Origin of the sequence: Variovorax sp. W1I1 (assembly GCF_030815625.1) — a bacterium.
Classification (GTDB): Bacteria; Pseudomonadota; Gammaproteobacteria; order Burkholderiales; family Burkholderiaceae_C; genus Variovorax; species Variovorax paradoxus_C.
Window position 1 is genome coordinate 4,169,976 of the sequence record NZ_JAUSWZ010000001.1, and the last position, 13,738, is coordinate 4,183,713.

Consider the following 13,738-nt stretch of genomic DNA (forward strand, 5'->3'; position numbering starts at 1 on the left):
GCTGAGTCCGAAGACAGAGCAGGCCAGGCGCTCAGCTTGGCCACTCTGTCTTTTTTTTCGTCCACGTTTTCTCTGCACTGGCCTTATGACCCGCTCTGACCTCGTCGAAGAACTCGCAGCGCGCTTTGCGCAGCTCACGCACCGCGATGCCGAATACGCCGTCAAGACCATCCTGGACGCGATGAGCGACGCATTGGTGCGCGGGCATCGCATCGAGATCCGCGGGTTCGGCAGCTTCTCGGTCAACCGGCGTCCGCCGCGCATCGGACGCAATCCGCGTTCGGGCGAGAGCGTGCAGATCCCGGAAAAGCGGGTGCCGCATTTCAAGCCAGGCAAGGCCTTGCGCGAGGCTGTCGATGCGAAGACCGCGGAGCTCGACGCCAAGGAAGCCAAGGGCCACAAGGCCTGATCCGCGTGGATGATGCAAACGTAGAATGCCTCCGGCAACGGGAATGGCAATGAAATACCTCCTGTGGCTGCTCAAGGCAGCCATTTTTTTTACGCTCTTCGCCTTCGCGCTGAACAACCAGCACGACGCGACCGTCTACTTCTTCTTCGGCACCCACTGGCGCGCACCGCTGGTGCTCGTCGTGCTCGCGGCCTTTGCCGGCGGGCTCGTGGTGGGCGCCCTGGGCATGCTGCCGGGCTGGTGGAAACACCGCGCCGCTGCGGCAGCACAAGCACCCTCGGCGACCGAAGCCCTCTCCACAACAACGGCATCGACGGCCGTGCCCGCCCCGGCCGCGGCACCGTCCATCTCCGCCACCGACCTTCCCGCCGTACGTCAACATGGACTTTGATCCCAGCTGGCTGCTGATCGGTCTGCCCGTCGCCTTCGTGCTCGGGTGGCTCGCATCGCGCTTCGACATCCGCCAGCTCAAGCTCGAGAACCGGCAGGCGCCCAAGGCGTACTTTCGCGGCCTGAACTTCCTGCTCAACGAGCAACAGGACCAGGCCATCGATGCCTTCATCGAGGCCGTGCAGAACGACCCCGACACGCAAGAGCTGCACTTCGCGCTCGGCAACCTGTTCCGCCGCCGCGGCGAATACCAGCGCGCCGTGCGCGTGCACGAGCACCTGCTCGGCCGCGGCGACCTGAGCCGCACGGATCGCGAGCGCGCGCAGCACGCACTCGCACAAGACTTCCTGCGCGCCGGCCTGCTCGACCGCGCCGAAGCCGCACTGCAGAAGCTGGAAGGCACGCGCTACGAGAACGAGGCGCGCCTCTCGCTGCTTGCGATCTACGAGCGTTCGCGCGAATGGGCCCAGGCCGCCGATGTGGCACAGAAGCTGGACGAGTCCGACCAGGCCAGCTACGCCACGCGCCGCGCGCATCACCTCTGCGAGCAAGCGACCGAACGCGTGGCAGCCGGCGACTTACCCGCAGCAGCAAAGCTGCTCGCGCAGGCCGTCGAGCTCGCCCCGCAAGCGCCGCGCCCGGCCATCGACACTGCCAACCTGCAACTGCGCAACGGCAACGCGGCCGCAGCCTTCGACACGCTCGTGGCACTGAGCGACACCGCGCCGCTCGCGCTGCCCCTGTACGCCGCGGCACTGCAACAGGCGGCGGTGGCAGCGCACCGCGAAGCCGAGGCGCTCGCGCTGCTGCAGCGGCGCTATGCCGACTCGCCATCGATCGATGTGCTCGAAGCGCTGATCGCACTCGGCGGCACGCCGTCGGCGACGGCCGCCGCCGATGAGCAACAGCCGCCCGCTCCGCGCGACGGCTATATCGCCCACCTCGCGCACCAGCCCTCGCTGGTCGCCGCATCGCGCTGGCTCGCGGGCGAAAAGTTCGAGCACGAGCAGTTCCATCCGCAAGTGCAACGCGCGCTCGACCAGGCCACCCGCCCGCTGATGCGCTACCGCTGCGCCGCCTGCGGTTTCGAGGCGCACCAGTACTTCTGGCACTGCCCCGGCTGCCAGGCCTGGGACAGCTATCCGCCGCGCCGCGTCGAAGAACTCTGAGCAAGGTTCCGACCACGTTTCGGAACAATGGTCACCAGGGCGGCGACCTCGTCAACGCCCCTTTCCCTGGCCTCGTTGAACGCCAGCCGACGTGTTTGTCGGCTGTCAGTCATACCAACAAATCAGGGAGTTTTTCAATCATGTTCAAGAAGATCCTGGCCCTCTCGGCCATGCTGTTCGCGGCCGCTTCGTTCGCTGCCGTCGACGTCAACAAGGGCACCGAAGCCGAGCTCGACGGCCTCAATGGCGTCGGACCCGCCATGTCCAAGCGCATCCTCGAGGCGCGCAAGCAAGGCGAATTCAAGGACTGGCCCGACCTCATGCAACGTGTGAAGGGCGTGAAGGAGAAGAAGGCCCAGAAGCTCTCGGCCGAAGGCCTCACGGTGAATGGCCAGGCCTTCGGCGGCGCGGCGCCCGCGGCAGCCAAGGAAGCGAAGGCCCCCAAAGCTGCCAAGCCCTGATCCCGCATATATAGCAACCGCAAAAGCCGCCCTCGAGGCGGCTTTTTCATGCGTGCACCAAGGCAGGGAAATGCCTCAGAGATGGCCCGGAATTTGCACGTATGCTCATTTTCGTTTTCACTTTCATACGTTCCGGAGCGCTCATGAATCACAAGTTCGGCATTGCCCTCGCTGGCCTGACCCTCGGCGCAGCAGCCTTTGCGCAGACCAAGTGGGACCTGCCCACCGCCTACCCGGCGAGCAACTTCCACACGGAGAACATCACCCAGTTCGCAAGCGATGTCGACAAGGGCAGCGGCGGCAAGCTCAAGATCACCGTGCATGCCAACGCGTCGCTCTTCAAGGCGCCCGAGATCAAGCGCGCCGTGCAAGGCGGCCAGGCGCAGCTCGGCGAGATCCTTCTGGTGAACTACCAGAACGAATGGCAGATGTTCGGTGCCGACGGTATTCCGTTCCTAGCCGACAGCTACGACGCCGCCTGGAAGCTCTACCAGGCGCAGAAGCCCGCGCTCGAGAAGAAGCTCGCCGAGCAAGGCATCCAGCTGCTCTACACGGTGGCGTGGCCGCCGCAGGGCATCTTCGTGAAGAAGGAAATCGCATCGGCCGCCGACCTGAAGGGCGTGAAATGGCGCGCGTACAGCCCCGCCACGGCGCGCATCGGCGAACTCGTCGGCGCGCAGCCCGTCACGGTTCAGCAGGCCGAGCTGTCACAGGCCATGGCCACCGGCGTGATCGAGTCGTACATGTCCTCCGGCTCCACCGGCTACGACACCAAGACCTTCGAGTACATCAAGAATTTCTACGACACCCAGGCCTGGCTCCCGAAGAACGCGGTGCTCATGAACAAGAAGGCCTTCGACGCGCTCGACAAGCCCACGCAGGACGCAGTGCTCAAGGCCGCGGCCGATGCCGAGAAGCGCGGCTGGGACCTCTCGAAGAAGAAGAACGTCGAATACCTCGACCTGCTCAAGAAGAACGGCATGACGGTGCATGTGCCCTCGGCGCAGCTCAAGACCGACATGAAGAAAGTCGGCGACACCATGATCAAGGAGTGGACCGAAAAGGCCGGCCCCGAAGGCCAGGCCGTGATCGACGCCTACAAGAAGATGTGATCGGGTCTAGAACTGCATCCGATGCGCAAGACGCTTGATCTTCTCTACATGAGCGCCGCCGCACTGGCGGCGCTTTTCATGATCGGCCTGCTGGTGATGGTGCTTCTGTCCATCATCGGCCGGCAACTTCACTTCAACATCCCGGGCATCGACGCCTACGCCGGCTACCTGATGGCCGGCGCGGGTTTTCTCGCGCTCTCGCACACGCTCAAGCGCGGCGAGCACATCCGCGTGACGCTGGTGCTGCAGCAGCTGCCGCCCGCAGCGCAGCGCTGGCTCGAACGCTGGGCCATGGGCGCCGCGGCGCTGCTCGCACTGCTCTTTGCCTGGTACAGCGTGCGGCTGGTCTGGCAATCGCTCGACTACCACGACATCTCCACCGGCAACGACGCCACGCCGCTATGGATACCGCAGCTGTCGATGGCGTTCGGCGTCATCGTCTTTGCCATCGCATCACTGGACGAGTTCGTGATCGAGTGGCGCGGCCGCCCCGCCAAGGCCGCAGACACGGAGGCGCTGCGCCATGAGTGACATCGCCATCGCGGGCCTCCTGATCGCCGCGCTCTTCCTCATCCTGGGCAGCGGCGTGTGGATCGGCCTCACGCTCTCGGGCGTGGCGTGGATCGCCATGCAGATCTTCTCGTCGCGCCCTGCCGGCGACGCCATGGCCGTGACCATCTGGGGCTCGGCCTCCAGTTGGACGCTCACCGCGCTGCCGCTCTTCGTGTGGATGGGCGAGATCCTGTTCCGCACGCGGCTTTCGCAGGACATGTTCAAGGGCCTCGCGCCCTGGATGCAAAGCCTGCCGGGCCGACTGCTGCACACCAACGTGGTGGGCTGCGCGGTGTTCGCCGCGGTGTCGGGCTCCAGCGCCGCCACCTGCGCCACCATCGGCAAGATGAGTCTGCCGGAGCTCAAGCGCCGCGGCTACCCCGACGACATGGTCATCGGCACGCTGGCCGGCGCCGGCACGCTCGGGCTCCTGATCCCGCCCTCGATCATCATGATCGTCTACGGGGTAAGCGCGGACGTGTCGATCGCGCGGCTCTTCATCGCGGGCGTCATCCCGGGCATCCTGCTCGCGCTGCTGTTCTCGGGCTACATCGTGTTCTGGGCACTGCGCAACCCCGACAAGGTGCCACCGGCCGACGCGAAGCTGCCCTTCAAGGAGAAGCTCAAGGCCTCGATGTCGCTGATCCCCGTGGCGCTGCTGATCCTGTCGGTGCTCGGCTCCATCTACGCGGGCATCGCCACGGCCACCGAGGCGGCGGCCGTGGGCGTGGTCGGCGCGATGGTCATCTCGGGCGCACAGGGGTCGCTCACCTGGCACAGCTTCAAGGAAGCGCTGCTGGGCGCCACGCGCCTCTACTGCATGATGGCGCTGATCCTCGCGGGCGCGGCCTTCCTCACGCTGGCCATGGGCTACATCGGCCTGCCGCGGCATCTGGCCGAGTGGATCGGCTCGCTGGGCCTCTCGAAGTTCCAACTCATCCTGATGCTGGCGGCCTTCTACATCGTGCTCGGCTGTTTTCTCGACGGCATCTCGATGGTGGTGCTGACCATGGGCGTGATCATGCCGACCGTGACCGCGGCGGGCATCGATCCGGTGTGGTTCGGCATCTTCATCGTGCTGGTGGTCGAGATGGCGCAGATCACGCCGCCGGTGGGCTTCAACCTCTTCGTGCTGCAGGGCATGACGGGCAAGGACCTGCTCTACATCGCACGCGTGACGCTGCCGATGTTCTTCCTGATGGTGGCGGCGGTGCTGCTCATCTACTTCGTGCCGCAGTTGGTCACGTGGCTGCCCCAGCAAATGGCGCCCTGACAATAAAGGGATGCTGCTTCCGATTCTTGCGATCTGCGTCGGCGCCTCCATCGGCGCCCTGGCCCGCTGGGGCCTGGCCCTCTGGTTCGGCGTTGGCGGGCTCATGCCGTGGGGCACGCTGGCGGCCAACCTGATCGGCGGCTATCTCATCGGCATCGCCATCGCCGCGTTCCAGTTGCTGCCCGACCTCGATCCGGTCTGGCGGCTCGCGCTGGTGACCGGTTTTCTCGGCGGCCTGACGACCTTCTCGAGCTTCTCGGCCGAGGTCACGACCATGCTGCTCGAAGGCCGGCTCGGCGTGGCCATGCTGACGGCCTCGGCCCACCTGGGCGGCTCGCTCTTTTGCACCTGGGTGGGCATCCGCACGGTGCAGGCGTTCTCGGCCTGATCGCCTCCAAAAACCGCCTTATGTCCTGCGGTTATAGATAAGAGCTTCCATAGGGGCCGCCGATAGAATCGACCGCAATGCCCCTGGTCTTTCTCGTCGCACTCCCCTTCATCGCCAGCGTGCTGGCCGCGTTGATGCCGTCCAACGCGCGCAACAGGGAGTCGACCCTCGCGGGCCTCGTCGCACTGGGCTGCGCCATCCAGGTTGCATGGTTCTTTCCGCAGATCGCGCACGGCAATGTGCTGCGGCAAGAAATCGAATGGATCCCCGCTCTCGGCCTGAATCTCGTGTTCCGCATGGACGGCTTCGCGTGGCTGTTCTGCATGCTGGTGCTGGGCATCGGCGCGCTGGTGGTGCTCTATGCGCGCTACTACATGTCGGCCTCCGATCCGGTGCCGCGCTTCTTCTCGTTCTTCCTCGCGTTCATGGGCGCGATGATGGGCGTGGTGCTCTCGGGCAACCTCATTCAGATGGTGCTGTTCTGGGAGCTCACCAGCCTCTTCTCGTTCCTGCTGATCGGCTACTGGCACCACCGGCGCGATGCGCGGCGCGGCGCGCGCATGGCGCTCACCGTCACCGGCGCGGGGGGCCTCTGCCTCCTGGCCGGCGTGCTGGTGCTGGGGCGCATCGTCGGCAGCTACGACCTCGACGTGGTGCTGGCCTCGGGCGACCTGATCCGCGCGCATGCGCTCTACCCGGTCGCGCTGGTGCTGGTGCTGCTCGGCGCCTTCACCAAGAGCGCGCAGTTCCCGTTCCATTTCTGGCTGCCGCGCGCCATGGCCGCGCCCACGCCGGTGTCGGCCTACCTGCACTCGGCCACGATGGTGAAGCTGGGCGTGTTCCTCATGGCGCGCCTGTGGCCCGTGCTCTCGGGCACCGAGCAGTGGTTCTGGCTGGTGGGCGGCGCGGGTGCGATCACGCTGCTGCTCGGCGGCTTCATCGCGATGTTCCAGCGCGACCTGAAGGCGCTCTTGGCCTACTCGACCATCTCGCACCTCGGGCTCATCACGCTGCTGCTGGGCCTGAACAGCCCGCTCGCAGCCGTGGCGGCGGTGTTCCACGTCATGAACCACGCGACCTTCAAGGCCTCGCTCTTCATGGCCGCCGGCATCATCGACCACGAGACCGGCACGCGCGACATCCGCAAGCTGAGCGGCCTGATGCGGCTCATGCCGATCACCGGCACGCTGGCCATCATTGCCAGCGCCTCGATGGCCGGCGTGCCGCTGCTCAACGGCTTTCTCTCGAAGGAAATGTTCTTCGCCGAGACGGTGTTCATCCAGTCCACGCCGTGGGTCGATTTCAGCCTGCCGGTCATCGCGACCATCGCCGGCATCTTCAGCGTGGCGTATTCGGCGCGCTTCGTGTTCGACGTGTTCTTCGGCCCGCCGTGCGGCGACGAAGTGCCCAAGCATCCGCACGAGCCGCCGCACTGGATGCGCGTGCCGGTCGAGCTGCTGGTGCTGATCTGCCTTGTGGTGGGCGTCGCACCGGCGTGGTCCGTCGGGCCGATGCTGGCGGCGGCCGCCACCCCGGTCGTCGGCGGCACGCTGCCCGAATACAGCCTGGCCGTGTGGCACGGCTTCAACCTGCCGCTCGTGATGAGCTTCGTGGCGCTCGCGGGCGGCGCAGCGCTCTACCTGCTGCAGCGCCGCCGCCGCGCAGGTGGCGGCCTCGAACACACGCCGCTTCTGCACCGCTTCGACGGCCAGGTCATCTTCGAGCACCTGCTTGCGCTCCTGAGCGAAGCCGGCCGGCGCAGCCGCCGCCTCTTCGGCACGCGCCGCATGCAGACGCAGCTTTTGCTGCTGGTGGTCGTGGCGGTGGCCGGCGCCTTCGCCGCGCTGATGCAGACACCCGCGGGCACCGGCACGCGCGAGTTGTTGCCGTTCTCGCCGATGTTCGCCATGACCTGGCTGATCGGCGGCGTCTGCGCGATCGCCGCGGCCTGGCAGGCCAAGTTCCACCGCCTCGCCGCGCTGATGCTGGCCGCGGGTGCGGGCCTGGTCTCGTGCGTGACCTACATCTGGTTCTCGGCGCCCGACCTCGCGCTCACGCAGTTGGTGGTCGAGGCGGTGACCACGGTGCTGATCCTCCTTGGCCTGCGCTGGCTGCCGATGCGCAGCAAGGACGTCATTCAACCCGCGCGCGCCCGCCTTCGCCCCTGGGGTCGGCGCGGGCGCGACCTGCTGGTGGCCATCGTGGCCGGCGGCGGCATGGCGGCGCTGGCCTGGGCCATGATGACGCGCACCTTCCCGCAGAGCATCTCGCCCTTCTTCCTGGAACGTGCGCTCACCGAGGGCGGCGGCACCAACGTGGTCAACGTGATGCTGGTCGACTTCCGCGGCTTCGACACCTTCGGCGAGATCACGGTGCTCGGCGTGGTCGCACTCACCGTGTATGCGCTGCTGCGGCGCTTTCGTCCGGCCGTCGAATCGATGGCGCTGCCGCCGCAGCAGCGCGCGCAGTCCGACGACGGCAGCAGCGATCTCTTGAATCCGCGCCGCGCCAAGGACACCGCCGTGGGCTACCTCATGGTGCCGGCCGTGCTGGTGCGCCTGTTGCTGCCGCTGTCGGTGCTGGTGTCGGTCTACTTCTTCATGCGCGGGCACAACGCGCCGGGCGGCGGCTTCGTCGCGGGGCTGGTGATGTCGGTGGCACTGGTTCTGCAGTTCATCGTCTCGGGCACCGAGTGGGTCGAGGAGCACCTGCGCATCTACCCGCGCCGCTGGATCGCCATCGGCCTCCTGTTCGCGCTCGCGACCGGCAGCGGTGCGGTGTTCTTCGGCTATCCGTTCCTCACCACGCACACCGCGCATCTGCACCTGCCGGTGCTCGGCGACATCCACGTGCCCAGCGCCCTCTTCTTCGACATTGGCGTGTTCGCGCTGGTGCTCGGCGCCACCATGCTGATCCTCACCGCGCTGGCCCACCAGTCCATCCGCAGCCACCGCTGGGCCGACGAACAGGCCGAGAAGGAAGCGCAGGCCGAATCCGAGGCTGTGGAGGGAGCGCACTGATGGAAATCGTGCTCGCCATCGCCATCGGCGTACTGACCGGTTCGGGCGTCTACCTGCTGCTGCGTCCGCGCACCTTCCAGGTGATCATGGGCCTCACGCTCATCTCGTACGCGGTCAACCTCTTCATCTTCAGCATGGGCCGGCTCAAGGTCGACAGCGAGCCGGTGCTGATCCCCGGCTTCGCGGCCACGCTCGCCAACACCGCCGATCCGATGCCGCAGGCGCTGGTGCTCACCGCCATCGTCATCGGCTTCGCGATGACCGCGCTGTTCCTCGTGGTGCTGCTGGCCTCGCGCGGGCTGACGGGCACCGACCATGTGGACGGCGAAGAACGCCAGGAACAGGAAGAGGCGCGCGAATGAGCGAACTCTTCCGCCTTCTCGACCAGTTGCTCGAATTCAGCATGCCGCACCTGGTGGCGGTGCCGATCCTGGTGCCGATGCTCACCGCCGCGCTGATGCTGCTGCTGGGCGAGAACCGGCGCCGCGCCAAGTCGTTCCTGAGCGTCGTCTCGGGCTTGGTGGGCCTTTTGGCCGCGCTCGCGCTGCTGCGCTGGGTGAACGCGGCCGACACCGGCGGCGGGGCGGGCTCCATCGGCGTCTACCTGCCCGGCAACTGGCGCGCGCCCTTCGGCATCGTGCTGGTGGCCGACCGGCTCTCGACCATGATGGTGGCGCTCACCGGCGTGGTCGCCTTCGCCGCGTCCATCTATTCCACCTCGCGCTGGGACCGCGCGGGCGTGCATTTCCATCCGCTGCTGCAGCTGCAGCTCATGGGCCTGAACGGCGCCTTCCTCACCGGCGACCTGTTCAACCTCTTCGTGTTCTTCGAGGTGATGCTGGCCGCCTCCTACGGGCTGCTGCTGCATGGCTCGGGGCGGCTGCGGGTGCAGGCCGGGCTGCACTACATCGCGATCAACCTCGCGGCCTCGTCGCTGTTCCTCATCGGCGCGTCGATGCTCTACGGCGCCACCGGCACGCTGAACATGGCTGACCTGGGCATGCGCATCGCCCAGATCGCGCCGGCCGACCGCGGCCTGGTGCACGCCGCCGCCGTCATCCTCTTCACCGCCTTCTTCGCCAAGGCCGGCGCGTGGCCGCTCAACTTCTGGCTGGTGCCGGCCTACAGCGCGGCGGTGTCGCCGGTGGGCGCGGTGTTCGCGCTGCTCACCAAGCTGGGCGTCTACACCGTGCTGCGCCTGTGGACCGTGCTGTTCGCGCCCGACACCGGCGACTCGGCGGCGTTCGGCCAGGTGGTGCTGATCGGCGCGGGCATCGCCACGCTCTTCGTCGCCGCCATCGGCATCGTCGGCACGCAGCGCCTGTCGAACCTCGCGGGCTTCAGCGTGCTGATCTCGGCCGGCACGCTGCTCGCGGCGGTGGGCCTCGGCCAACCAGCGGTGTGGGCCGGCGCGCTGTTCTACCTCCTGAGTTCGACGCTCGCGGTGAGCGCCTTCTTCCTGCTCACCGACATGATCGAGCGCTGGCGCAATGCCGGCATGAGCGTGGCGCCGCACGAGGCCGCGGGCAACGCGCCGTTTCTTGCGGAAGACTTGCGCGCGCTCGACGACGTGAACCTGGACGACGACGCGCAGGCGCTCTACGGCCGCGCCATCCCGGCCGGCGTCGCCTTCCTCGGCCTGAGCTTCATGATCTGCACGCTGCTGCTCACCGGGCTGCCGCCGCTGTCGGGCTTCGTCGGCAAGTTCGCGATGCTCTCGGGGCTCATGGGCGGCAGCGCGGCGATCAACGTCGCGGGCTGGACCTTCCTCGTGCTGCTGATCGCCTCCGGCTTCCTCGCGCTGATCGCGCTCACGCGCACCGGCATCCGCCACTTCTGGACCCAGCCGCACGGGAACCTGCCCTCGCTGCCCGCAGTTGAAGTGCTGCCCGTGGCCGGACTGATCGCCGCATGCATCGCGCTCACCGTGTGGGCCGAGCCGGTCATGCGCCATGCGATGGCCACCGCCGAGGGCCTGCGCACGGCCGGCGCCTACCGCGCGGCGGTGATGAGCGCGCGGCAGGTGCCGAATCCGCCGAAGGCCGACGTGAAGGGCGCCACGCCATGAAACGCCTGATTCCTTCGCCGCCGCTGTCGTTCGCGCTCTTCATCGTATGGCTGCTGCTCAACCAGTCGGTCGAGGCCAGCACGCTGGTGTCCGGCGTGCTGCTGGCCATCGTGGTGCCGCTGCTGACCAAGGGCCTGCGGCCCGCCACGGTGCGCATGCGCCGCCCCGGCGTGGCGCTGAAACTCTGGCTGGTCGTGCTCTACGACATGTCGCACTCGGTGTTCGCGGTCACGCGCGCGCTGCTCAGCCGGCGCAGCGAACAGATCCAGTCGAAGTTTGTCCTCATCCCGCTGGACATGCGCGACCCCAACGGCCTCGCGGTGCTCGCGATGATCATGTGCCTCACGCCCGGCACCGCCTGGGGCGAGGTCGCCTTCGACCGCAGCGTGCTGCTGATCCACGTGTTCGACCTGGAGGACGAAGCCGCCTTCATCGCGCAGATCAAGACCCGCTACGAACGCCCGCTGATGGAGATCTTCGAATCATGACGCCCATCCTCTTCTGGTCGCTCAAGTTCGCGCTGTTCCTGCTGGCGGTGGCGATGCTGTGCGCCCTCACCCGCCTCCTGATCGGCCCCTCCGCGCAAGACCGCGTGATGGCGCTGGACTGCCTCTACATCAACGGCATGCTGATGATGCTGGTGCTGGGCATCGTCTACGCGAGCGACGTGTACTTCGGTGCCGCCATGCTGATCGCGCTGTTCGGCTTCGTGGGCTCGACGGTGATGGCCAAGTTCCTGCTGCGTGGGGAGGTGATCGAATGACCGATCCTGTCCTGGGTCCGTTGCCGCTTTGGGCCGAGATCGTCACCGCGGTGTTCGTGGTGTTGGGCGCCGCGTTCGCGGCCATCGGCTCCTTCGGCCTGGTACGGCTGCCGACCTTCTTTCGCCGCATCCATGCGCCCACGCTGGGCGCCACCGGCGGCGTGTGGTCGATGACGGTCGCCACCATCGTCTATTTCTCGGTGCAGAGCCACGGCATCTTCCTTCACGCAGTGCTGATCGTGCTGTTCGTGGCACTCACCACGCCAGTCACCACCATCTTCCTGATGCGCGCGGCGCTGTTCCGCGAGCGGCAAAAGAGCGGCGACGTGCCTCCTTCTGCGCAGTCGGACCAGGCGCCGATCCCCAAACGGATGGCCGAGGAAGAGTAGAAGAAGGAGAAGAAGGAAGGGCTGGCGGGCCTGCGGCCAACGCCGTCTCAAGCGGCCAAGCGCTCCTTGGCGCGTGCCACTTCCATCTCGCGCGGCAGAGGCACCGTGTTCTTCACCGCAAGGATCTCGGCCATCACGCTGACCGCGATCTCCGGCGGCGTCTTGCTGCCAATGTAGATGCCGATGGGGCCGCGCAGGCGCGCGAGCGATTCGTCGGTCTGGTCGAAGTGCTCGATCATGCGGTCGCGCCGCGCCTCGGCATTGCGGCGCGAGCCGATGGCTCCCACGTAGAACGCATCGCTCTGCAAGGCTTCGAGCAGCGCAAGGTCGTCGAGCTTCGGATCGTGCGTGAGCGCGACCACGCAGCTGCGGAGGTCGGGCCGGAAGGCCAGCACCGCGTCGTCGGGCATCTCGGTCGTGATCGTCACGCCGGGCAGCGACCACGCGGTGCGGTACTCGGCGCGCGGGTCGCACAGCGTGACCGCGAAGCCGCTGAACTTGGCCATCGTCGCGAGGTATTCGGCGAGCTGGCCGGCGCCGATGAGCAGCATGCGGTACTCGGGACCGAAGGTGTTGGTGAGCTCGGTGTCGTCCACCTTGAGCTCGTCGGGTGCGGTGGCTTCGGTGAGCTTCACCGCGCCGGTCGCGAGCGTCACGGTGCGCTGCATGAGCCGGCCTTTTTCGAGCTGGGCCACGAGCGTGTCGAGCGCGGCGGCATCGGGGTCGTATTCGAGCAGCAGTTCCAGCGTACCGCCGCAGGGCAGGCCGAAGCGGTGCGCCTCGTCGGCGGTGATGCCGTACTTCACGAGTGCGGGCGGCGTGCCCAAGGGCACGCTCTCTCCGTTGCCGTGCGCGCGGCTGTAGCGCGCGATCAGGTCGTCCTCGATGCAGCCGCCCGAGACCGAACCGACCACCGCGCCATCGTCCGCCAGCGCCATGATCGAGCCGACCGGCCGGGGCGACGAGCCCCAGGTGCGCACCACGGTGGTCAGCAGCGCGCGCTTGCCGGCCTGCCGCCAGTCGCGCAGCGTGCGCAGGACCATGACGTCGAGGTTTTCCATGGCGTCGTTGCCTTCAGTTCGCGTCGTCCGATGCGGGATCGCCATCCTTCTTGCCCAGACCCATCTTCTTCATGAGGCCGGACATCATGCCGGCCTTCTCGGCTGGCGCCTCGGCCGCGTCTCCGGCAGCGGACGGCGGGGGGCCGTAGCGGCTCTGCATTTCGGCCTCGAAGCGCTTGAAGAAATCGTCGGCGGTCGACTTGGCGGCGCCGTCGATCAGGCGCTGGCCCAGTTGGGCGATCTTGCCGCCGACCTGCGCCTGCACGGTGTAGTCGAGTTCGCAGCCGGCCGGAGCCGGGGCGGCCTCGGCAGGGGCGCTGTCAGCGGGGGCGGCATCTGCGGCGACAGGCGCCTCGGCGGCACCGGCCACCGGCTTGAGCGTCACGCTAGAAGAACCCTTCGCAAAGCCCGCCACGCCGCCCTGCCCTTCGAAGGTGAGCTTGTAACCATCGGGCGCCACGATGTCCGACAGCACCACCTTGCCGCTGAACTTGGCCGACACCGGACCGATCTTCAGTGCGAGCCCCACGCTGTACTGGTTGTCGCCGGTGAGCTCGAACTTGTCGCAGCCGGGAATGCACTTCTTGAGCGTCTCGGGGTCGTTGAGCGCTTCCCAGGCCTGTTGTTGGGTGACGCCGAGGCGGCGGTTTCCGAGCATTTCCATGGTGGTTCTTCCTTGTTTT

16 protein-coding genes are annotated in these 13,738 nt (G+C 67.3%); 14 read left to right on the top strand and 2 right to left on the bottom strand.

Annotation, left to right across the window (positions count from 1 at the left end; all coding sequences use genetic code 11):
- Nucleotide 1: 1 nt before the first annotated feature.
- From QFZ83_RS19615 to mnhG, 14 genes are all read left to right on the top strand, one after another.
- Complete coding sequence (locus QFZ83_RS19615; RefSeq protein ID WP_373424065.1) at nt 2–409, top strand: integration host factor subunit beta; 408 nt, start codon at nt 2–4, stop codon at nt 407–409.
- Nucleotides 410–458: 49 nt separating this feature from the next.
- Complete coding sequence (locus QFZ83_RS19620) at nt 459–800, top strand: lipopolysaccharide assembly LapA domain-containing protein (protein WP_013540223.1); 342 nt, start codon at nt 459–461, stop codon at nt 798–800.
- The gene (gene lapB / locus QFZ83_RS19625) at nt 790–1,968 is read left to right on the top strand and encodes a lipopolysaccharide assembly protein LapB (RefSeq protein WP_013540222.1); all 1,179 of its coding nucleotides are present in this window, start codon (nt 790–792) and stop codon (nt 1,966–1,968) included. Before QFZ83_RS19620 ends, lapB begins: the two co-directional genes overlap by 11 nt.
- Before the next feature lie 140 nt (nt 1,969–2,108).
- Complete coding sequence (locus QFZ83_RS19630) at nt 2,109–2,429, top strand: helix-hairpin-helix domain-containing protein (RefSeq protein WP_307509280.1); 321 nt, start codon at nt 2,109–2,111, stop codon at nt 2,427–2,429.
- Nucleotides 2,430–2,572: 143 nt separating this feature from the next.
- Complete coding sequence (locus tag QFZ83_RS19635; RefSeq protein WP_307509283.1) at nt 2,573–3,541, top strand: TRAP transporter substrate-binding protein; 969 nt, start codon at nt 2,573–2,575, stop codon at nt 3,539–3,541.
- Between the two features lie 21 nt (nt 3,542–3,562).
- On the top strand, nt 3,563–4,072 hold the full coding sequence (locus tag QFZ83_RS19640; RefSeq protein ID WP_306877798.1) for a TRAP transporter small permease: 510 nt from the start codon (nt 3,563–3,565) through the stop codon (nt 4,070–4,072).
- A complete protein-coding gene (locus QFZ83_RS19645) occupies nt 4,065–5,366 on the top strand; it encodes a TRAP transporter large permease (protein WP_306877800.1) in 1,302 nt (433 codons plus the stop codon). The genes QFZ83_RS19640 and QFZ83_RS19645 overlap by 8 nt, the downstream gene beginning before the upstream one ends.
- A gap of 10 nt (nt 5,367–5,376) precedes the next feature.
- The gene (gene crcB, locus QFZ83_RS19650; RefSeq protein WP_307509285.1) at nt 5,377–5,754 is read left to right on the top strand and encodes a fluoride efflux transporter CrcB; all 378 of its coding nucleotides are present in this window, start codon (nt 5,377–5,379) and stop codon (nt 5,752–5,754) included.
- Nucleotides 5,755–5,831: 77 nt separating this feature from the next.
- Nucleotides 5,832–8,774: a monovalent cation/H+ antiporter subunit A gene (locus QFZ83_RS19655; protein WP_307509288.1), complete on the top strand. Its 2,943-nt coding sequence runs from the start codon at nt 5,832–5,834 to the stop codon at nt 8,772–8,774.
- Complete coding sequence (locus QFZ83_RS19660) at nt 8,774–9,136, top strand: Na+/H+ antiporter subunit C (protein ID WP_013540215.1); 363 nt, start codon at nt 8,774–8,776, stop codon at nt 9,134–9,136. Before QFZ83_RS19655 ends, QFZ83_RS19660 begins: the two co-directional genes overlap by 1 nt.
- A complete protein-coding gene (locus QFZ83_RS19665; protein ID WP_307509292.1) occupies nt 9,133–10,842 on the top strand; it encodes a monovalent cation/H+ antiporter subunit D in 1,710 nt (569 codons plus the stop codon). The genes QFZ83_RS19660 and QFZ83_RS19665 overlap by 4 nt, the downstream gene beginning before the upstream one ends.
- Nucleotides 10,839–11,330 (top strand): Na+/H+ antiporter subunit E, encoded by a 492-nt coding sequence (locus QFZ83_RS19670; RefSeq protein ID WP_307509294.1) that lies wholly within the window; start codon nt 10,839–10,841, stop codon nt 11,328–11,330. The genes QFZ83_RS19665 and QFZ83_RS19670 overlap by 4 nt, the downstream gene beginning before the upstream one ends.
- Nucleotides 11,327–11,605 (top strand): K+/H+ antiporter subunit F, encoded by a 279-nt coding sequence (locus QFZ83_RS19675; RefSeq protein ID WP_013540212.1) that lies wholly within the window; start codon nt 11,327–11,329, stop codon nt 11,603–11,605. Before QFZ83_RS19670 ends, QFZ83_RS19675 begins: the two co-directional genes overlap by 4 nt.
- Complete coding sequence (gene mnhG, locus QFZ83_RS19680; protein ID WP_013540211.1) at nt 11,602–11,994, top strand: monovalent cation/H(+) antiporter subunit G; 393 nt, start codon at nt 11,602–11,604, stop codon at nt 11,992–11,994. The genes QFZ83_RS19675 and mnhG overlap by 4 nt, the downstream gene beginning before the upstream one ends.
- Nucleotides 11,995–12,041: 47 nt before the next feature.
- On the opposite strand, the gene QFZ83_RS19685 is transcribed toward mnhG, so the two are convergent.
- Nucleotides 12,042–13,055, bottom strand: a complete 1,014-nt coding sequence (locus QFZ83_RS19685) for an XdhC family protein (protein ID WP_307509297.1) — start codon at nt 13,053–13,055, stop codon at nt 12,042–12,044.
- A gap of 13 nt (nt 13,056–13,068) precedes the next feature.
- Nucleotides 13,069–13,719 carry a CoxG family protein gene (locus QFZ83_RS19690; RefSeq protein ID WP_307509300.1) on the bottom strand — a complete coding sequence of 217 codons (651 nt, stop codon included), beginning with the start codon at nt 13,717–13,719 and terminating at the stop codon, nt 13,069–13,071.
- Nucleotides 13,720–13,738: the final 19 nt, after the last annotated feature.

Coding starts and splice junctions, on each gene's coding strand:
- QFZ83_RS19620 (WP_013540223.1), top strand. CDS start 459: ATGAAATACCTCCTGTGGCTGCTCAAGGCAGCCATTTTTTTTACGCTC.
- lapB (WP_013540222.1), top strand. CDS start 790: ATGGACTTTGATCCCAGCTGGCTGCTGATCGGTCTGCCCGTCGCCTTC.
- QFZ83_RS19630 (WP_307509280.1), top strand. CDS start 2,109: ATGTTCAAGAAGATCCTGGCCCTCTCGGCCATGCTGTTCGCGGCCGCT.
- QFZ83_RS19635 (WP_307509283.1), top strand. CDS start 2,573: ATGAATCACAAGTTCGGCATTGCCCTCGCTGGCCTGACCCTCGGCGCA.
- QFZ83_RS19640 (WP_306877798.1), top strand. CDS start 3,563: ATGCGCAAGACGCTTGATCTTCTCTACATGAGCGCCGCCGCACTGGCG.
- QFZ83_RS19645 (WP_306877800.1), top strand. CDS start 4,065: ATGAGTGACATCGCCATCGCGGGCCTCCTGATCGCCGCGCTCTTCCTC.
- crcB (WP_307509285.1), top strand. CDS start 5,377: ATGCTGCTTCCGATTCTTGCGATCTGCGTCGGCGCCTCCATCGGCGCC.
- QFZ83_RS19655 (WP_307509288.1), top strand. CDS start 5,832: ATGCCCCTGGTCTTTCTCGTCGCACTCCCCTTCATCGCCAGCGTGCTG.
- QFZ83_RS19660 (WP_013540215.1), top strand. CDS start 8,774: ATGGAAATCGTGCTCGCCATCGCCATCGGCGTACTGACCGGTTCGGGC.
- QFZ83_RS19665 (WP_307509292.1), top strand. CDS start 9,133: ATGAGCGAACTCTTCCGCCTTCTCGACCAGTTGCTCGAATTCAGCATG.
- QFZ83_RS19670 (WP_307509294.1), top strand. CDS start 10,839: ATGAAACGCCTGATTCCTTCGCCGCCGCTGTCGTTCGCGCTCTTCATC.
- QFZ83_RS19675 (WP_013540212.1), top strand. CDS start 11,327: ATGACGCCCATCCTCTTCTGGTCGCTCAAGTTCGCGCTGTTCCTGCTG.
- mnhG (WP_013540211.1), top strand. CDS start 11,602: ATGACCGATCCTGTCCTGGGTCCGTTGCCGCTTTGGGCCGAGATCGTC.
- QFZ83_RS19685 (WP_307509297.1), bottom strand. CDS start 13,055: ATGGAAAACCTCGACGTCATGGTCCTGCGCACGCTGCGCGACTGGCGG.
- QFZ83_RS19690 (WP_307509300.1), bottom strand. CDS start 13,719: ATGGAAATGCTCGGAAACCGCCGCCTCGGCGTCACCCAACAACAGGCC.